The organism is Actinomadura vinacea (assembly GCF_039532545.1).
Lineage (GTDB): Bacteria > Actinomycetota > Actinomycetes > Streptosporangiales > Streptosporangiaceae > Spirillospora > Spirillospora vinacea.
The window spans coordinates 29,240-46,301 of record NZ_BAAARW010000020.1 but is presented as its reverse complement, the minus strand read 5'-3'; the positions used below and the strand labels follow the sequence as shown (position 1 = coordinate 46,301).

20 protein-coding genes and 1 pseudogene are annotated in these 17,062 nt (G+C 68.3%); 8 read left to right on the top strand and 13 right to left on the bottom strand.

All coding sequences use genetic code 11. The features are described from left to right. Positions 1–20: 20 nt before the first annotated feature. Positions 21–1,502 (bottom strand): RNA-guided endonuclease InsQ/TnpB family protein, encoded by a 1,482-nt coding sequence (locus ABD340_RS24725; RefSeq protein WP_344591979.1) that lies wholly within the window; start codon positions 1,500–1,502, stop codon positions 21–23. A 489-nt stretch (positions 1,503–1,991) separates the two neighbouring features. On the opposite strand from ABD340_RS24725, the gene ABD340_RS24720 reads away from it, so the two are divergent. Further along, positions 1,992–2,516, top strand: a complete 525-nt coding sequence (locus tag ABD340_RS24720; protein WP_344591978.1) for a pyridoxamine 5'-phosphate oxidase family protein — start codon at positions 1,992–1,994, stop codon at positions 2,514–2,516. Between the two features lie 626 nt (positions 2,517–3,142). Further along, complete coding sequence (locus ABD340_RS24715; protein ID WP_344591977.1) at positions 3,143–3,556, top strand: hypothetical protein; 414 nt, start codon at positions 3,143–3,145, stop codon at positions 3,554–3,556. 102 nt (positions 3,557–3,658) lie between these two features. On the opposite strand, the gene ABD340_RS24710 is transcribed toward ABD340_RS24715, so the two are convergent. The 5 genes from ABD340_RS24710 to ABD340_RS24690 form a co-directional block, all read right to left on the bottom strand. Further along, positions 3,659–4,165 (bottom strand): hypothetical protein, encoded by a 507-nt coding sequence (locus ABD340_RS24710; RefSeq protein WP_344591976.1) that lies wholly within the window; start codon positions 4,163–4,165, stop codon positions 3,659–3,661. Between the two features lie 357 nt (positions 4,166–4,522). Continuing rightward, positions 4,523–5,278: a spermidine synthase family protein gene (locus ABD340_RS24705; protein ID WP_344591974.1), complete on the bottom strand. Its 756-nt coding sequence runs from the start codon at positions 5,276–5,278 to the stop codon at positions 4,523–4,525. Between the two features lie 307 nt (positions 5,279–5,585). After that, positions 5,586–6,785: an NAD(P)/FAD-dependent oxidoreductase gene (locus tag ABD340_RS24700; protein ID WP_344591973.1), complete on the bottom strand. Its 1,200-nt coding sequence runs from the start codon at positions 6,783–6,785 to the stop codon at positions 5,586–5,588. 413 nt (positions 6,786–7,198) lie between these two features. Further along, positions 7,199–7,918 (bottom strand): TetR/AcrR family transcriptional regulator, encoded by a 720-nt coding sequence (locus ABD340_RS24695; RefSeq protein WP_344591972.1) that lies wholly within the window; start codon positions 7,916–7,918, stop codon positions 7,199–7,201. 91 nt (positions 7,919–8,009) lie between these two features. Next, the gene (locus ABD340_RS24690) at positions 8,010–9,230 is read right to left on the bottom strand and encodes an FAD-dependent monooxygenase (protein ID WP_344591970.1); all 1,221 of its coding nucleotides are present in this window, start codon (positions 9,228–9,230) and stop codon (positions 8,010–8,012) included. An 84-nt stretch (positions 9,231–9,314) separates the two neighbouring features. On the opposite strand from ABD340_RS24690, the gene ABD340_RS24685 reads away from it, so the two are divergent. The 5 genes from ABD340_RS24685 to ABD340_RS24665 all read left to right on the top strand — a co-directional run bounded on the left by ABD340_RS24685 (position 9,315) and on the right by ABD340_RS24665 (position 12,621). Next, positions 9,315–10,079, top strand: coding sequence for an alpha/beta fold hydrolase (locus ABD340_RS24685; protein WP_344591969.1), 765 nt, complete (start codon positions 9,315–9,317; stop codon positions 10,077–10,079). 280 nt (positions 10,080–10,359) lie between these two features. Beyond that, positions 10,360–10,560 carry a hypothetical protein gene (locus ABD340_RS24680; RefSeq protein ID WP_344591968.1) on the top strand — a complete coding sequence of 67 codons (201 nt, stop codon included), beginning with the start codon at positions 10,360–10,362 and terminating at the stop codon, positions 10,558–10,560. 220 nt (positions 10,561–10,780) lie between these two features. Further along, complete coding sequence (locus ABD340_RS24675) at positions 10,781–11,005, top strand: hypothetical protein (RefSeq protein WP_344591966.1); 225 nt, start codon at positions 10,781–10,783, stop codon at positions 11,003–11,005. Next, positions 11,005–11,394: an integrase core domain-containing protein gene (locus tag ABD340_RS24670; protein ID WP_344591964.1), complete on the top strand. Its 390-nt coding sequence runs from the start codon at positions 11,005–11,007 to the stop codon at positions 11,392–11,394. Before ABD340_RS24675 ends, ABD340_RS24670 begins: the two co-directional genes overlap by 1 nt. A 993-nt stretch (positions 11,395–12,387) precedes the next feature. Beyond that, positions 12,388–12,621, top strand: a complete 234-nt coding sequence (locus ABD340_RS24665; RefSeq protein ID WP_344591962.1) for a transposase family protein — start codon at positions 12,388–12,390, stop codon at positions 12,619–12,621. Here the strand turns inward: ABD340_RS24665 and ABD340_RS24660 are convergent. Continuing rightward, a complete protein-coding gene (locus tag ABD340_RS24660; RefSeq protein ID WP_344591960.1) occupies positions 12,603–13,181 on the bottom strand; it encodes a dihydrofolate reductase family protein in 579 nt (192 codons plus the stop codon). The genes ABD340_RS24665 and ABD340_RS24660 overlap by 19 nt on opposite strands. A 277-nt stretch (positions 13,182–13,458) precedes the next feature. On the opposite strand from ABD340_RS24660, the gene ABD340_RS48065 reads away from it, so the two are divergent. Next, positions 13,459–13,812, top strand: coding sequence for a helix-turn-helix domain-containing protein (locus ABD340_RS48065; protein ID WP_425547456.1), 354 nt, complete (start codon positions 13,459–13,461; stop codon positions 13,810–13,812). Here the strand turns inward: ABD340_RS48065 and ABD340_RS48060 are convergent. The 6 genes and pseudogenes from ABD340_RS48060 to ABD340_RS24630 all read right to left on the bottom strand — a co-directional run. After that, positions 13,716–13,916 (bottom strand): annotated as a pseudogene (locus tag ABD340_RS48060) (hypothetical protein); the annotation flags it as partial. The gene ABD340_RS48065 and the pseudogene ABD340_RS48060 sit on opposite strands and share 97 nt — an antisense overlap. Continuing rightward, on the bottom strand, positions 13,913–14,377 hold the full coding sequence (locus tag ABD340_RS24650; RefSeq protein WP_344591959.1) for an FAD binding domain-containing protein: 465 nt from the start codon (positions 14,375–14,377) through the stop codon (positions 13,913–13,915). The gene ABD340_RS24650 and the pseudogene ABD340_RS48060, both read right to left, overlap by 4 nt. Continuing rightward, positions 14,317–14,787: an FAD binding domain-containing protein gene (locus tag ABD340_RS24645; protein WP_344591957.1), complete on the bottom strand. Its 471-nt coding sequence runs from the start codon at positions 14,785–14,787 to the stop codon at positions 14,317–14,319. The genes ABD340_RS24650 and ABD340_RS24645 overlap by 61 nt, the downstream gene beginning before the upstream one ends. A 109-nt stretch (positions 14,788–14,896) precedes the next feature. After that, positions 14,897–15,136: a (2Fe-2S)-binding protein gene (locus ABD340_RS24640; RefSeq protein ID WP_344591956.1), complete on the bottom strand. Its 240-nt coding sequence runs from the start codon at positions 15,134–15,136 to the stop codon at positions 14,897–14,899. Between the two features lie 560 nt (positions 15,137–15,696). Beyond that, positions 15,697–16,407 (bottom strand): alpha/beta hydrolase, encoded by a 711-nt coding sequence (locus ABD340_RS24635; protein WP_344591954.1) that lies wholly within the window; start codon positions 16,405–16,407, stop codon positions 15,697–15,699. Between the two features lie 188 nt (positions 16,408–16,595). After that, complete coding sequence (locus ABD340_RS24630; protein WP_425547455.1) at positions 16,596–17,060, bottom strand: alpha/beta fold hydrolase; 465 nt, start codon at positions 17,058–17,060, stop codon at positions 16,596–16,598. Positions 17,061–17,062: the final 2 nt, after the last annotated feature.

Genomic DNA, 17,062 nt, shown 5'->3' with positions numbered 1-17,062 from the left:
GGGTGCTAGTGCCGTTTCAGTCAACGTTTGCCCCTGTTGGCGTGGGGGGGGGTTGGCTGATCCTCGCGTTCCGCTGGGGGGCGGTTGGCGAGCGACGTCCCCGTTTGCGGCGGGGCGGGCCGCGGCCGGCCGGGTGACCCTCGTGGGCCGCCGTGATGGGGGCGGCGTCTGGGGTCACGCCGCGTGGAGGACACCCCTGGGAGGTGGGGTCCTGCGCGACGGTGCGTGATCTCGACCGGGAACGCGACGTGCTGGCGTTCGTCGGTCGGGATGGGGCCGCCCTCGGTGGTTCGGGGGGCGATGTTGGCGCCGCCGACGAGGTCGCGGTGCCCGGTGAACCCGCAGCGCGGGCAGTGGAAGGCGCGTCCCCGTGGTTTGGGGGCGAGCCGGTGGCAGGCCGGGCAGGTGGAGGAGGTGCCGCGCTCGTCCACCAGTACTGCGGTGATCCCGGCCTGTTCGGCCTTGTCGTGCAGGCAGCCGATCAGGTGCCCGATCCGCCAGTCCCGGATCCGTTTGTTGTGCCGCCGCCCGGCCTTGAGGCGTAGTACGCCGCGGGGGGCGCCGATCTTCAGGGTGCCGATGCGGTGTTGCAGGCACCAGTCGATGACCGTGCGGGCGGCCTCGTGCTGGGCCTGTTTGACCCGCCGTCTGTGCTTGGCCTCGGCTTGGCGCTGGCGGCGGCGGTGCTGGCGCCAGCGCCGTGACCCGGCCTGCCCTGGCTTGGGCGCCCGCGACGCGGCCTTGCGGGCGCGGCGCCGGGTGTCTTGCAGGTGCAGGTGGGTCTCTGCGCGGATCGCCCGGCCCGAGACCAGCAGCCCTTGGGCGTCGGGTCCGGCGACCGCGAACGGGTGGATGATGCCGGGATCGATCCCGGCCACCCGCGCGGGGTCGGGGCCCCGGCCGTGGGGGTGGGTGGTGACCGGGACCTCGGCGGTCACCTCAACCGACAGCCGTCCGCCCTCGTTGAGCAGGGTGATCGAGCGGATCTGGTCGGCCGGGTAGGGCGGGTCGCGGTCCAGCCGCACCCATAGCGGCGGGCACCCGCGCGCGACCGGCAGCCGCAACCGGCGCTCGTCCAGGGTGAAGGTGCCGTGGTAGTAGCGCACCGGCATCAACCGGCGCTTGCGGCGTGGGTAGCGGGCGGTGGCGTCGCTGTCGCGGCGGCGCTTGGCGGTGGCGAACCAGGCGTCGGAGTAGCGGCGCAGCACCGACCGCGCTCCTCGGGTGTCCAGCTCCCCGAACGTGCCGGGGCCCGCTTTCGCAAGCTCGCAGCACAGCTCCTGGTAGCCGGCCAGCGGGGGCAGGCCGTCCTGGCGTCGCCACCGGGCCAGGTCCAGCACGCACGACCACACGTCCCCAGCCGAGACAAGCAGACCGAAACAGCGGCGCCGCTGCGCGGGAGTGGTGCGCAGCCCGATGCGGGCGGTCCGGTGGACCACCCCGGGGAGCATCCCGATCGCGACGGCGAGGCACCACACGACTACACCACGTGCCTGCGACATTTCTCGCCCACTCCGCCGATCTGACACACCAAGCCACACGCCCACCCGCTCACAACAGGGCAAACGTTGCCTGGTACGGCACTAGCCACAAGGTGCTGCGTTGTTTTGCTGCGGCATCCGAGGAGGATGACGCCGTGGCCGATGCGTACGCGGACGCCGATGGTGCGGAACCCGGCGCGGTGGTGGAGGGCGACGCGGGCGGTGCCTTGGCCTTGGGCGTGTCAGGGGGGACCTGGACGGAGTGCTCGACCACTCCGGTACACACCGGCCGGGTGGAGGTGGGGCTGACCGCGTTCAGCCCAGGAGCGTGCTCCCCTGTCCCCGGCAGCGGACATCCTCTTCTGCCGCAGGTGGCAGGCAGTTGCCGATGACGTGACGAGCGCGGATCCGTTACCGCGTTGCCCGTTCGTTGGCCGGCGCCTACGGACGGTCGCGAGTCTCGTTACAGATGGCGCTTGCCGGGGGAGAACGGATAGGTAGGTTCTGGATATGGAGATCATCAATCTGGGTAAGGCGGATGGGCTGCCGCCGGTGGATTGGGCCGCCGTTGTCGAGAAGCTCGATGCGGGGTCGACACCGCAACCGGACGCGGCGAACTCCCGCACGACGTGGCTGTCCACCCTCAACGAGGACGGTAGCCCGCATGTGACTGCGGTCGGTGCCCTCTGGGTGGAGGGCACGTTCTGGTTCCAGACGGGCGTGGATACGCGTAAGGGGCGCAACGTCGCGCGCGATCCGCGGTGTTCGGTCGCGGTGTCGATCCGCGACGCGGATGTCGTGATCGAGGGTGACGCGGTGCGGGTGACCGAGCCGGGCGCAGTGGCGCGCATTGCCAAGGCGTGGGCGGACAACGGCTGGCCGGCGCAGCCCGATGAGAGCGGGTCTGGCATCACCGCCCCGTTCAACGCACCGTCGCAGGGACCACCGCCGTGGAACGTGTACCGCATAGAGCCACGCTCGGCAACCGTGGTCTCGGCGGCGGAGCCGGGTGGCCTGACCCGCTTCCGCTTCTGACGCTGACCACGCGGCTCTGCCGAGGAGCGGGCAGTCCGATTGCGCCTCGTGTGAACGGAGCGGAACTCACTCCGATCGTGCCAGGACGCGGTTGTGGCCAACCTCTATCTCGTGCGCCACGACTACGGAATGGGTGCTCTCTGGTGGTGGATCAACGCCGAGTCGCCTAGCGACATCACGGATGCTTTCGCGGAGGTAGAGGTCGTTGAAGACCTCGACGATTGGCGCAGGGCCGAATCCTGGAACCTCGAAGAGTTCGACCTCGCGGACGCCGCTGCGGGTCCGCTGGCTTCGCTTGCACAACAGCAGGCCGAGCAACGGCTTCGGTCAACTGTTGGCGCGCGCAGATCGTGGTCAATGAGCCGCTTCCCCTGTCACCCGGGCCCAGGAGTGACTGTCTGCGTGGTGACGTCTTCGCGCTTCCTCCCAGCGACGACCGGGACTGATTGCGGCACAGATAAGCGCAGATCAGACGGTACCGCCGTTCGTTCATTGCCGCTGAGTGATCGCACCGATGACAGGACAGCCGGGGCAGGCGTTCGCTGGCTGTCCAATTGGGCACTAGGGCCGATGGTGGCGCGCGCGGGGTGGTTCGGCAGCAGGGCCCTGTGGTAACGATGGCGAGTATGAGCGAGACGCCCATCCCATACGCCGGCGACCACGACGGCCTCACGCGGGTCCTGCAGCTCCACACGCGCCGCGGGGTAGTTGCCAAGGCCGGCGTCACCATCGGTATCGACGGTGCCCACTACCACCAGCGTTGGGGGAGGGCGGCCTTCGAGATCCCGGCGGACAAGCCAGTGCACGTTGCCGTGTCGCAGGGAGGCGGTCAGATTGGCGTCGCTGCCACGGTTCTCACCCCTGAGCAGCCATCTGAGCTGGAGTACCGTGGCCCTGCGGCCCTGTACCTCGCAGGCACCATCGGAGCTCCCGGCACTGTGAAGCAGCGGGGCTGCCTGCTCCAACTCGCGATCTTCGCTCTTGCTCCCCTCATGGCGCTGGCGCTTGTGATCGTGATCGGCATCCTTCTGTCCCGATGACCGCCGACCCGTCTCTGATGCCGCACCCGCCGCAGATCCGGCCGCGCGCTCATGCCGCTGGTCGTGCGCTGCTGATCGCGGTGCCTGCCCCAGCGGGCAGCGTCATGGTTCGGCTGCGACGTCACTGAGGTCGAGCCGGTACCAGTCCGCGTACGTGAGGATGTGCAGGTCGGGGCCGCGTCCGATGACGAGCGCGTCGACGGGGAGTTTCTGCCCTCCGGGAGTACGACCCGGCATTCTCCGGTGCTCCGCATCCGGTCGTCCGGCGACCAAGTGGTCGCGGTCGGCGCCGTACCCGCCGTACAGGGCGATGCGTGAGCCGTCGGTGATGAGCGCATTTGCGGCGGCGCCGCCACCGTGCCAGCCGGTGAGAGCCTCTTCGTGGACGCGGACGATGGGGAAGTCGGTGTAGTAGCACGTCCAGGCGGTGTCCGCGTCGACACTGAGCGCTTCAGCGGCCAGAGCGGTTCCGTCGGCGGAGTAGATGGTCGCATTGCGATCCTGACCGTCCTGGCGCCATCGAGCCCTGGCACCCACGGCCAGAACTCGGCCGTCCGGCAGTGGCTGGACGGCCGGGGGCGTGAGCGGGAAGTCGTGGATCGTGGTCACGTTGGTCAGCTCGGTGAGTGCAGCGTCACGCGAGTGGTCACCGGGCGAGGAGCGCGAGGGTCTGGGAAGACGGCCCAGCCCGGTTGCGTCGTCGTCGACGTCACGGCCTGCACGTCGGCGGCGGCCGATCACAGTGCGATGACCTCGCCACTGGGGCCGATCGCGGCGTTCACTCGTGCATTGCCGCTCTGGGCTGCGGCGATGCGTGCGTGGTGACGTACGGGAAGGGGCGTCTTGCGCCCCATTGACCGCCGCTTGCGCTGCTCCTTCCCCCCTCACTTCACCGCCGCGGGCCGGGGAGGACCACCGAATATTTGGTGTCGCCAACGTCCCAGACGCACTCTTCTGCCGCGTACGTCATGCCTGGAGTGGTTGCGTCTGGGCGATGTAGACGGTGTTGGTCGCCGTGCGGTCCTGCAAGGGGTTGGGGAATTCAACGACGTGCGCGTCTGATGTGTGGAAGACCTGGGCGAGGACGGCGTTGAAGTGTTCGTCCGGCGGGTCGTTGGACCACAGGGCGAAGACACCGCCAGGATGAAGCCGCCGGGTAAGAGCGCGCAGGCTCTCGGGTTCGTAGAAGGGCGCGTGCGTGGGGCTCAGTACATGGCGCGGCGAGTGATCGATGTCGACGACGATGGCGTGGAAGCGTCGGTCCGCGACGTCGGGATCGAAGCCGCGGGGATCGGCGGCGAGCGAGAAGAAATCCGTATGCAGGAAGCGGCAGCGATCATCGGAGGTCAGACCGGCGCCGAGGGGCACCAGGTTCCGCTGGTGCCATTCGATCACTTCGCCGAGCGCCTCCACGACGATCAGCGAGCGCACGCGCGGGTCTTCCAGCGCCGCGTGGGCGGTGTACCCCAGCCCGAGCCCGCCCACGATCACGTCGAGGCCGGTGTCCGGCAGCGGCTTCAGGGCCAGTCGCGCCAGTGCGATCTCTCCCGCCGTGAACTGGCTGGACATGAGGAAGTCGTCATCGAGCTTGACCTCGTACACCTGGGTGCCGGAGGAGGGGTCGCGGCGCCGCCGCAGGCTGATGGCCCCCATGGCCGTCGGACGCCAGTCGATCTCCTCGAAGCGCGCACTCACGCATCCCCCACTCTTCGTCCGCCACATCCGCGGATGCAACTGTCGGTGCGTGATCACCCGCCTCGGCCGAACACGGCCGGGACAGGACACATCTGACGCTACCCCCTCCCAGAGGCGCAGACACCACACCACCAGGCCAGAGCAGACGCCTGGTGCCCGCTCTGAGCGCATCTGCCTGGGCCTCCCTTCGAGGAGATCCGCTGTGACGGACGCCGCCCGAAGGACTGTGGGCCCGCATCAGCCAGCGCATCCTGGCCCTCATCGTCGGCACACCGGTGAAACGCTCTCTGACCGCCTATGACCATTGACCAGCACCAACATTCCCATCAACGATCTAGGCCGCGGGCCCGGTGCTGGACGGCGTCGTGCGGTGTTCCGAGTGAGGCGCATCCGGGCGGTCGGTGCTGTTGCCGTGGGATGCGCGGGAACTGGCCTTGCGTGCCCCGGACACCAACTTGTTGAGGGTGAACCGGCAGGCGATCTCCTTGACGCCGGCACCGGTCCGCCCGCTGATGCTGAGCGCGTTCACCTTGTCGTTCGGGTAGGAGAACTGGGTGACGCCCTCGTTTCGGCCGAGGCTGAGGCACTGCCCGGCGAACCACATCCGGACGGGAGAGGGTGTTCTCCCCGCGATCCGGCGCAGGATCGTGTCGGCGGCCGCCGGCCCCAGCTGCACGGCGGCCTGGCAGCTCATCCGGAACGGATGGTCCGGCATCACCCCCGCGTCCCCGGCGGCGACGATGCGCTCGTCGTCCACGCTGCTCAGCGTCGTGTCGGTGACCAGGCGGCCGTCGGCGTCGGTGCGCAGCCCGCTGCGGGCGGCCAGGTCCGGGACACGGAATCCCGCGGTCCAGATCGTCACCGCGCTGGGCAGCTCGCGGCCGTCGCCGAGCTGTACGGCGTCGTGTGTCACTTCCGTCACCTGCGCGCCGGGACCTTCGAGGACGGTCACACCCAGCTTGGCGAGCCGGCGGGCGACCGGGCGGCGGACCCGGGCGTGCAGGGAGGGGCCGAGCACGTCGCCGCAGACCAGGGTGACCTTGCGACCCGCTTCCGCCAGCTCGGCGGCGGTCTCCATGCCGGTCGGGCCTGCCCCGACCACGGTCACCGGAGCCGTCGCAGGCGTCGCGTCCAGCGCCGAGCGCAGTCGTTCCGCCCCCTCGAGGTCCGACACCCAATAAGCGAACTCCGCCGCTCCGGGCACGCCGGGATCGGCGGCGCCGCTGCCCACCGCGTAGACGAGGTAGTCGTAGGAGACCGTGCCACCGCCCGCCAGCGACACACGGCGCTCGGCGGCGTCGATCCGGGTCGCGGTGTCGACCACCAGCCGGACGTTTTCGCCCATGACCCTCCCGAAGCCCTCGGTCGCGTCATCGGAGCCGGTCACGCGCTGGTGCAGGCGGATCCGCTCGACGAACTCGGGACGCGGATTGACCACGGTCACCGACACACCATCGCGCCGCGCCAGGCTGTTGGCCGCCGTCACACCCCCGTACCCGCCGCCGATCACGACCACCTCGACGTTCCCGTTCATTATGTCTCCCTTGTGTTGTGGACTCGGTATTGAGACCTTGGCCGCGCTTCCGATGTGACGGCCCGCGGATGAGACGTAGCGCACATCGGATGCGGCGGAAACGCCGCCCCTTCCGCCGTGAGTGGCGTAACGAGGCCCTGACCTGGTCGGGCAGGGGCCGGGGAGTCTCGCGGTAGCGGGCGAGTGGGGCCCGGCCCGCTGTATGCGGGCTGACACGGCTCGTGGTGGCTGCGGGGGCGACATTTATGGAGCCGACGGGCATGAGGCCGGCCCCGTTCCTTCAGCCTGAGCCGGAAGGCGGCGCTGCGTCCCCGGCCGGTTTCGCCGCCTTGCCGCGCTTGGTGCGCCTCGTGCGTTGGCCTACGCTGCGTCGGCTGATCCGCAGCTGAACGGCACGGCCTTGAGGACACGGGTCATCTGGTTCCGGCGGCGCCCGTCGCAACGAGTCCCAGCAGGTTGTCGTGAATCTCGGTGAACCGGACCTGCACCGCTTCCGCGGCCTTGGCGACATCGCGTGCGGCGGGGGCGCGAGGCCGTTCGAGCAGCAGTTGGACGGTGTCGGCCAGGGCGGTTTCGGGATCGTCGATGCTGAGCGGGCCTGCGACATCGGCGTTGTTCATGACGGTGACGAACCCGACCAGCACGGCGTGCAGGGCGTACATCTGCCTGGGCAGCGGGAGATCGTCGCGCACGATCCCGTGGTCGCGAAGGATCGTCACGACCGCGTTGCCCATCGCGCTCGTGGTGGCCTCGGCGAAGCGCTCTTGGTCGGCGGGGCGGTGGAGCAGCTGCCGCATGGCGCTGTCGTCGCTCTGGAGCCACCGCAGCCACGGGTTGCTCAGTGTCGTGCGGATAAGCAGCGGAGCGAGACGGCGGGGCAGGATGGACTGCGGGTCCTGGGCGATCTGGTTGTTGACGGTCTTGATCCAGGCCAGTACCTCGCGCGCGGCCAGCCCCACGAACAGGTCTTCCTTGGTTTCCCAGTACAGGTAGACCGTGCCCTTGCCCACGCCCGCGGCCGCGGCGATCTCGGCGATGGTCACCTTGCGGACGCCGTGTTCGAGGACCAGCTCGCGCGCGCTGTCGAGGATTCTGGCCGCCTTGGCGGAGTCGTGTTCGATCAGCCGGCTCACCGTCGTGTTTCCTCCCGTTCGTTCTTCGGCAGCATGATGTCACGGGGGTTCACGGAGGTGAGCCGACCGTGCGGCGGGCTCCAAGGCCGGGTCACGCCAGGGCGATGTCGACCGTCTTCATCCGGGAAGCCTTGCTGCGGTGCTCCAGCTTCGAGACGAGCGTTCTGCCGACCGTCGTCCCCACCACGTGGTCGAAGACGGACCGGATCTGGTACTCGGTGTGGTCGGCCGGGACGAAGAGCTTGCGCATGGCCATGCCGGTGCCCTGGTGGAACTCGATGAAGGGGCGAAGTTTCGCCTCCCAGGCCCGCAGCGCCTGCGGCACGTCCCCAAGATACCGCTCCAGCATCGTGCCCAGCATGTCGGCCCCGGCCAGGCCGCTGGAGGCCCCCATCCCGGAGTAGAGGGTCAGGCACCACGCGGAGTCGCCGACGAGCACCACCCTGCCCTGGTGCCATGTGTCGAGCCGCACCTGCTCGGCGGTGTCGAACAGATGGTCTGGTGCCTGCTCGAACCGGTCGAGCAACCAGCCGAGCGTCGAGCCCGTGGGCTCCGGTCCGAACACCGCCCGCAGCGAGTCGATGGCGGGCCGGGTGAACTCGCCGTCCACATCGTCGGTCCGGTAGTTGAACAGCACCGTCGGTGGCCGGTCGGCGAAGGCGAACACCCATGCCGACCGGCCCAGCTCGGACATGATGATTCCGTCCGTGCCCCGGAAACCGGGGACCGGGCCGGGCAGGGCGCACGCCGCGAGCATGTAGCCGAGACGGTGGATGCGGCCTTCATCGGGCCCGAACGCCAGCCGGCGCACGGTCGAACGCAGGCCGTCGGCCCCGACCACGAGGTCGAACCGTTCGGTGGTCACCGTCCCCGCGGCCCGGTCCTCAATGTCAACCTGCACGCCTTCCGCGTCCTGGCGTAGCGCGACCGGAATGGACGAGTACCGGATCTCCACGTCCTCGGGCAGGGCGTCGAACGCGGCCTGCTCCACGTCGCCGCGCACGACCGGGCGTGACTCCCCGGCCACGGCCTCGGCGAAGCCCATGCCGCGCCGCCGCCGGCCCGCGCGATCGACGTTGTAGTAGGCGATGTCCTCCGAGAAGCGGTCCGGGACCTCGATGCCCAGGCGCTCTGCCGCGGTGATTCCGGTGCCGAAGAGGGTGAGGAAGTACCCGCCGCGGCGGCGTTCGGCTGCTTTCTCCAGGACGGCAACGTCCCAGCCCGCCTTGTGCAGCCGCAGCGCGGAGGCGGTTCCGCTGACGCCGAGTCCGACTACAAGAGCCCGCTGTCGCGGGGTGGTGTTCGTCTTCATGCCCCCAGACTATACTCACTGACCAGATTGGTCATTCGGTCAGTCGCGAAGTCGGTCGCGACCAACATGAACGGAGTTCCCGCCATGCCAGCCGTTTTCGTCCACGGCTTCCCTGAGACGCCGGAGGTCTGGGAGCCGCTGCTCGTCGAGCTCGAACGCATCGATCCCGCTCGACCCGGCCCGATCCGTCTGTCCCCGCCCGGTTTCGGGGCGCCCTTGCCGACAGGGTTCGGTGCGACCGTCGGTGATTACCGGGACTGGCTCATCGGCGAACTGGAGCGTTTCGCCGAGCCCGTCGACCTGGTCGGGCACGACTGGGGCGGCGTGCACACCCTCAACGCGGTGATGGCCCGCCCGGACCTCGTACGCAGCTGGGTCAGCGATGTGATCGGCCTGTTCGACCCGGACTACGTGTGGCACGAGTTCGCCCTGAGTCAGCAGGTGCCGGAGAGCACGGGACCGGACCCCGCCGTCCCGTTCGGCCCGGACCTCGCGGTGCGGGTCGCGATGCTTGTGAAGTTCGGCATGAGCGAGCCGGCGGCGAAGCGGGTCGCGGTAGGCCAGGATGAGGCGATGGGGCGGGCCGCACACGCGCTCTACCGATCAGCTGCCCAACCGGTGATGGCCGAGCTGGGCCGGAACCTCGAACGTGCGGCGCAGCGGCCGGGCCTCGCCCTGCTCGCCACCGAGGACCTCTTGGTCGGGACCACCGAACAGCGGTGCCGCACGGCGCAGCTGGCCGGCGCCGGGACCGCGACGCTCGACGGGCTCGGCCACTGGTGGATGACTCAGGACCCCGGCCGTGGTGCCCAGGTGCTCACCGATTTCTGGCACTCGTTGGACCGCTGACGAGCCAAGCGGCCCGAACTGGAGAAGGCCGTCGCCCGCGAGTTGCGTGCGTCCGGCGTCTCGCGTCACGCTCGTCGTCCACGAGCCCAAGCGGCTGGGCTGCACCATCGCCCTTGCGACCCTGACGGAGGAGCTGAAGCGATCGGCGTCGGCCCGGAGTTCCTCATCGGGAACCGGAGGCTCGCACGACCCGTCCGGCATGGTAATCACCGTGCCGGACGCCCTGTGGGGCGCCAGAACTCGTCCATGGCATGTGAGCTGGACTCTGACCTCGGCTCTCATGCTCTTTCGGCTGCTGTACCTGATGTTCATCCGCGTCCTGGGTCGGTCGGTGCTGCCGGCTCGCGGTGATGCCTCGAAGGATGCAGAGATCTTGGTGTTGCGTCGGCAGGTAGGGCGGCCGCAGCGGGGCTGGGCCGACCGCGCGGTGCTCTCGGCCGGCTCGTCGGCTTCCGCCGTGGCTGCGCGCATCGGCTGGTGACGCTGAGCACGCTGTTGGCCTGGCATCGGCGCCTGGTCGCCGATCACTGGACCTACCCGAGCAAGGCCGTTCGTCCGCCTGTCTCGGAAGAGGTCCGCGACCTGGTGGTTCGACTGGCCACCGAGAATCCGCGATGGGGGCATGGCCGGATCCAGGGCGAGCTGCTCGGTCTGGGGTACCGGATCGGGGAGGGCACCGTCCGGCGGATCCTGGCTGCTGCGTGGCTGGGGCCGACGCCGTGGCGGGCTTCGCCGACCTGGCGGCAGTTCCTGGCCGCCAGGCCTCCGGCATGCCGGCGTGCGACTTCCTGCACGTCGACACCGTGCGCCTTCAGCGCCTGTACGTGTGGTTCGCGATGGAGATCGAGACCCGCCGCGTGCACATCATGGGCGTCAGTACTCACCCCACCGGCCCTGGACCGCGCAGCAGGCCCGCAACCGGCTGATGGACCTGGGCGAGCGGGCCGACCGGTTCGAGTTCTTGATCCGTGACCGCGACGCCAAGTTCACCGCAGCCTCCGAAGTGGTGTTCACCTCGATCGGCATCCAGATCATCGTGACGCCGGTACGGGCTCCGCGGGCCAACGCGATCGCCGAACGCCGGCTCGGCAGCGTCCGCCGCGAGTGCACCGACCGGATCCTCATCGGCGGCGAACGGCACCTGCGTGCTGTGCTGGCCGAGTACGTCGATTACTACAACACCCACCGGCCGCACCGCAGCCTGGCTCAGCGATCACCGGACGGACGCAGCCAACAGCTCCCGCCTGGCATTGTCCACGTGTTACGCCGTGATCGACTCGGCGGACTCATTCACGAATACTCGCAGGTCGCATGAGGTGACAGAGTGTTCGGCGCCGACAGTTGCCCTGCTGAGCTGCGATTTGTCCGATGTGGTCGACTACAGAGACGCCCGAGCGGTTATTCTACGGCGGTAGATCGAGTCCGGGGCACCGAGCACCGATGTTCTTACGGATAGTCTCGTCCGCTATGGAGCTCTTGACTTCTCGTCAGCGGGAAATTCGACCCGCCGGGATGCGAGTCGCTGGAAGGCGCCGCCTGGAGGTGCCGACCACACCTCTTCCGTACCCCTATAGACAGGAGACTTCCCCGCAGCCCGGTGGACCCTCCAAAGGGTCAGGCGGGAACCGTTGGAGCACGTGAAGCCGGCGTACTCTATCTGCGTGTTATGAAGGGCGATCCGTCCGGCCTTAATACCGCGAAGGGGCATGAATCGGCCGTCTCGCAATTCTAGAGCGAGGGCTTCGATGTTCCGCGAGCCAGCCATCAGCGCAATGAAAACCTCATCGTTCCGGTCACCGTTCACGTCGGCGAGGCCCAGCCACGTCATTCTGGCACCCCGGAACGGCGCTACGAGAACCTGGCTGTGCCTGAAGCCGGCACCGGTGACGAGACGAATGGTGACCTTGTGTTGTTCTCCGTACCCGCGTGCCGTCATATAGACCGTCGCCGTCGAGGTCGCCACTGTGAAAACCCTCGCATGTGCCCGCCTTCGGCCCGCAGACCTCGAGCCGCAGACAAGAGGAGCGTGCGGATGCCTATTCCTGGCGGTAGCTTTTCGGTCTCGACGAGGGGAGGTCATTCGAGGAGACCGAGCAGGACGCTCAACGGGGCCGGTTGCCAGGCGGAATCGGGCAGTTCGGTCGTGGCCGTCTGCTCTGCAAGCTGTGCGGTCCATGCCCTGAGCCGTTTCCATCCTGAGATAGCTGGTCACGAGGTGGTCGCGGTCTGCCGGTTCTGATCACTAAGCAGTGAAGCTCCCGGTAGATGCGGAGTCGACCAAGACTCGACCGGCCTACCAGGAGCTTCAGTGCTGTTCTTTCGTGCTGCGCTGCATTTGTCGCTCGCGTCCCGCCAATACGTCGCCGGCCTCGTTCGCCGGCATCGCCGCCGGATCGGGTCGCGCTGGCGGGTGCTGCCGCCCGAGCGACAAGCGCTGCTGGTCCTGGTGCACCTGCGCCGCAACGAGACCTTCCCCGCCCTGGCCACCGCGTTCGGCGTCGATCTGGCGACTTCGCGCGGCCCTCAGCGGACGACGTCGTAGACGAGCTTGGTGATGCCGTTGGGGTAGCTCTCGGACTCGACCAGCTTCAGCATCTGCTTCTCCTTGTCGGTGTCGCTGAACATGCGCTTGCCGGCTCCGAGCAGCACCGGGAAGAGCAGCAGGTCGTAGCGGTCGATCAGGCCCGCGTCGGAGAGGCCGCGGGCGAGGCTGGCGCTGCCGTGGATGAAGATGGGCCCGCCGTCGGTCTCCTTGAGTCTGGCGACGTCCTTCAGGGAGCGCAGGATCGTGCTCTCGCCCCAGTTGCCGACCAGGGCGTCCTCGCCGAGGGTAGTCGAGACGACGTACTTGGGCAGCTCCTTGATCGGGGCGAACTCCGCCATGTCGGGCCACAGCGGCGAGAACGCCTCGTAGCTGGTCCGGCCGAACATCAGCGCCCCGGCCTCCTCCATCTCCCGGCTCTTGAGCTCGTAGACCTCCGGCAGGAACTCGATGTCCTTGAAGGTCCATCCGCTACTGCGGTGGTTCTCGGAGGAGCCGCCGCCGGGCGAGTCGACGACGCCGTCCAGCGAGACGAAGGCGGTGTAGATCAGTGTGCGCATCTCTTCTTCCCTTCTGGATCCTGGTTCGGGATGGATGCTCTCAGTCTCCTGTGACATCGCGCGGACGGCCACACCTTCGAGACGCGCACGGAGACGCGCACCGGCAAATCCCAATGGAAGAGAGCCGTTTCCATCCTGAGATAGCTGGTCACGAGGTGGTCGCGGTCTGCCGGTTCTGATCACCAAGCAGTGAAGCTCCCGGTAGATACGGAGTCGACCAAGACTCGGCCGCCCTACCAGGAGCTTCAGTGCTGTTCTATCCAGCTGCGCTGTATTTGTGGCTCGCGTCCCGCCAATACGTCGCCGGCATCGCCGCCGGATCGGGTCGCGCTGGCGGGTGCTGCCGCCCGAGCGACAAGCGCTGCTGGTCCTGGTGCACCTGCGCCGCAACGAGACCTTCGCCGCCCTGGCCACCGCGTTCGGCGTCGGTCTGGCGACCGCCCACCGCAACGTCACTGTGTACGAGCCGCCGGTGTTGTCTTCGTACGGCAGCGTGGGCGCGTTGTGGTGGCTGATCACGCTCAGCACGCCGGCCTCGGCCTCGGCAGCTGTAGTGTCGATCGCGGTGATCCGGCCGCGGCCGATACTGCTGTCGACCATCACCGCGTACGCGACGTCGTCGATGTCGTGATCGGGTCCGTGGTCGGCCGCGTACCTCGCTCGGCCGGTGACCTTGAGGCGGCCTTCGACACGCTTCAGTGGGCGGCCGACGGCCACCTCGGGCTGGTCACTCATCGCTGTTCTCCTGCGATTCGCAGCTGACGCTCGACCGTGCGCTGGAGCAGGTCGACCTTGAAGGCGTTGCGTGCGAGGGGTTCGGCCCCGTCGGCCGCGTGTGCGGCCGCGGTGCGCCACAGCTCAGTTGACGGCCGCCGCCCGACGAGCCGCCGCTCCACTGCGCGAAGCCGCCATGGCACGGTGCCAACGCCGTCGGCAGCGACCTTCGCCGTCCGGATCACGCCGTCGCGGATCGAGAGCGCGACGGCGGCGGAGGTCAGTGCGAACTCGTAGCTCTGCCGGTCGCGGACCTTGAGATAGGCCGACCGCAGCGGACTCGGTTGGGCGGGGGTCTCCAGCGCGGTGATCAGTTCCCCGTCCCGCAGTGCGTGTTCTCGCTCGGGCGTGCCTCCCGGCACTATGAGGAAGTCGGCGAAGGCCACCCGGCGGCGTCCGGACGCGCTTCGCAGACGAACCATCGCGTCCAGTGCAGCGAATGCCACGGCAAGGTCGGAAGGGCGGGTGGCTCGCAAGCCCCGGAGATTCCCAGGATTGCGTGGGCGCGGTTGTCGCCCTCGAGAGCGGCGCATCCGGAACCCGGCTCCCGCTTGTTGCAGGGCGCCGATAGGTCTCGGAAGTACGTACACCGGGTTCGCTGCATGATGTTGTCGCCAATGGTGGCCATATTGCGTAGCTGGGCCGAGGCGCTCAGTTCGAGGGCCTCCGAGACCACCGGATAGGACGTTCGAACGCGCGGATCTGCGGCAGCCTCAGCCATCGTCGCCAGCGCGCCGATGCGAAGACCCCCGCGGCGGGTGGGTGTGATGCCGCGCATCTGCAGCTCGCTGATGTCGATCAACGTTTCGGGACGTTCGACCTCCTCGCGCATCAGGTCGACCAGCGTGGTGCCCCCGCGATGAAGCGTCCACCGTGGCGCGCCGCGGCGACGGCAGCGGACTGGCTGTCGACCTTGAGGTACAAGAATGGGTACATCGTCGTCACGCGCCTTCGGCGCCAGCGGCTTGTTGCACCGCTCGTACGATCTTGACGTAGCCGCCGTAGCGGCAGATGCTGCCGCTCATCGACTCGCGGATCTCCTCCTCGGAGCCTGCGTGCCCTTCACGGATGCAACCGATGCCGGACATGATCTGCCCCGGTGTGCAGTAGCCACACTGGAAGGCGTCGTGGTCGATGAACGCCTGCTGCAGCGAATGGAGATCATCGTCGGCCGTGGCCAAGCCCTCCACGGTCGTGATCTCGGCGTCCTGCAGTCACGCCGTTGACCTTCAGCGCGACTCTGCTGGTGGGCCCTGCGTGAGTGCAGCCGAGTCTGCCGGGCTCGCCGACCCGAACGCAAGTACACCCGCTGTCGCGGTCCTCGTCGCCGCCATGAACGTCGTGTCGAGACAACGGCCCATCAGGGTGGTGTGTCGTCAGTGGACATGTGGGTCTTCCTTCTTGGCATAGGCCGGCGCCCCGGATGCTGTTCGCTCGGTCGAGGCGTTCACGGCGCCGGACGGCCGTGCTCGGTCCGGGATCTGCTCCTCGTTTGCGGCTTGGTACTCGGTCGGTAGCGGCGGTGACCGGTGCAGGTGCGGCCCGCGTGAGTGAGTGCAGCTGTCAGCGCCAAGTGGCGGCGTTCTCTCGGCCCTCGTGGCGGGGCTGGGTGACCGGTTGCGGATTCTCAGCATGGCCGACTCGGGCCTGTTCGAGACTCGTTCGGATATTCCAACGGCGAACCGCTGTCAGTCCCTTGGTGATGCGGCACGTTGCCGGGGTCGTGGTCCGAGCAAACAGGTCAGCCGATGCCGGACGCTTCGTTGCGGGCTGGTGTGAATGTGTCGAGCATCGCTGCGAGCTCTGTGGGGCGGCTGAGGGCGGGGCAGTGGCCGCTCGTGATCTCGGCGGGGGTGATTCCGAGTCGCTCACGTACAAGTTGGCGCTGGAATGCTGCGGGAAATAGCCGGTCCTCGGTGCAGAGGATGTATCGCGTTGGCGTGGTCGGATAGGTGTCGAGGGGCCAGGGCTCGTAATAGGCGGAGTTGGAGGGCGGGGGCGGTTCCCTACTCGACACCTGGTCGGCCAGATGCTTGGGCACGTCGTGGAAGTAGCTCACGTATGGGTCGGAGGAACCGGTGAGGCCACCGTCTTTGGCGGCCTGGATTCGGACGACCTCCGGATGTCCGGTGTTGCTCCACCAGTCGGCCGGCGGCTCGCCGGGCCGGGGGATCATGGCGGTGACGTAGATGAGTCCGGCGGTGGGAAGACGTTCGGCGACCAGGGGTGCGGTGAACCCGCCGAACGAATGCGCAACAACGAAGAGTTCGTCCTTTGTGTCGATTGTGTTGACGACGGCGTCGGCGTAGTCGTATAACGTCGCCGTATCGTCGCCGGTCCACAGTGTGGGGGCGACAGTGGTGTGTCCGAGGGATCGGAGTTCGGCTTCTATGAGGTGCCAATACCAGCCTCCGCCGACGCCGGCGCCGTGGATGAGCGCGAATGTACTCATGGCTCGTTGCCTTTCTTGTTGCGGTGAGCTTGATAGACGCCATCCCCCGGAGCGGGCATCACGTATAACGATGTATTGCGATGGGAATGAACGTTTCAGGCGATATTTGGGAACTTCCTCCGAGCGGTCGCCTACCGTGAAGGTGAGCGAACGGATCCGCCCGGGTGACGGCGAGGAGCAACACGAGTTCAGCTTTGTTCGGTGTGCTCGACGATTGCCGCTATGGCTAGGTCCCAGAGTTCTCGTGGCGGTTGTTGATGCCCGGCGCCGGGGAGGGAGACCAGTTGCGCGCCGGGGATCTCGGCGGCGAGGGCTCGGCCATGCTCGAGGGGGAACATCGGGTCGGTGGTGCCGTGCAGGACCAGGGTGGGGGCGGTGATCTGGTCGAGCCGGGAGCCGGTCGGGGTGTCGTCGTCGAGGACGAAGTGGTTGGTCATCGAGGCGGCCATGTCCTGGGTTCGATCGACCTCCTGGGCGGCGAGCTGTCGGTAGTGCGGCTCGTCGAACCCGAGGCTTCCCGCGTACGGCCGTTCAGCCTCGACCCGATAGGCCACTACTGCGTCACGGTCGGTCCAGTCGGGCCCGGGTTCGGGGTCGGTGAACGTGGCCATCACCTGTCGACGGCGGCCTTGCATGGCTTGCCGTTGTCGCAGCC

What these genes read in the sequence shown, in the direction of transcription:
- ABD340_RS24725 (WP_344591979.1), bottom strand. Translation starts at nt 1,502, where the DNA reads ATGTCGCAGGCACGTGGTGTAGTCGTGTGGTGCCTCGCCGTCGCGATC.
- ABD340_RS24720 (WP_344591978.1), top strand. Translation starts at nt 1,992, where the DNA reads ATGGAGATCATCAATCTGGGTAAGGCGGATGGGCTGCCGCCGGTGGAT.
- ABD340_RS24715 (WP_344591977.1), top strand. Translation starts at nt 3,143, where the DNA reads ATGAGCGAGACGCCCATCCCATACGCCGGCGACCACGACGGCCTCACG.
- ABD340_RS24705 (WP_344591974.1), bottom strand. Translation starts at nt 5,278, where the DNA reads ATGTGGCGGACGAAGAGTGGGGGATGCGTGAGTGCGCGCTTCGAGGAG.
- ABD340_RS24700 (WP_344591973.1), bottom strand. Translation starts at nt 6,785, where the DNA reads ATGAACGGGAACGTCGAGGTGGTCGTGATCGGCGGCGGGTACGGGGGT.
- ABD340_RS24690 (WP_344591970.1), bottom strand. Translation starts at nt 9,230, where the DNA reads ATGAAGACGAACACCACCCCGCGACAGCGGGCTCTTGTAGTCGGACTC.
- ABD340_RS24685 (WP_344591969.1), top strand. Translation starts at nt 9,315, where the DNA reads ATGCCAGCCGTTTTCGTCCACGGCTTCCCTGAGACGCCGGAGGTCTGG.
- ABD340_RS24680 (WP_344591968.1), top strand. Translation starts at nt 10,360, where the DNA reads ATGCTCTTTCGGCTGCTGTACCTGATGTTCATCCGCGTCCTGGGTCGG.
- ABD340_RS24670 (WP_344591964.1), top strand. Translation starts at nt 11,005, where the DNA reads ATGGACCTGGGCGAGCGGGCCGACCGGTTCGAGTTCTTGATCCGTGAC.
- ABD340_RS24660 (WP_344591960.1), bottom strand. Translation starts at nt 13,181, where the DNA reads ATGCGCACACTGATCTACACCGCCTTCGTCTCGCTGGACGGCGTCGTC.
- ABD340_RS24650 (WP_344591959.1), bottom strand. Translation starts at nt 14,377, where the DNA reads ATGGTTCGTCTGCGAAGCGCGTCCGGACGCCGCCGGGTGGCCTTCGCC.
- ABD340_RS24645 (WP_344591957.1), bottom strand. Translation starts at nt 14,787, where the DNA reads ATGCGCGAGGAGGTCGAACGTCCCGAAACGTTGATCGACATCAGCGAG.
- ABD340_RS24635 (WP_344591954.1), bottom strand. Translation starts at nt 16,407, where the DNA reads ATGAGTACATTCGCGCTCATCCACGGCGCCGGCGTCGGCGGAGGCTGG.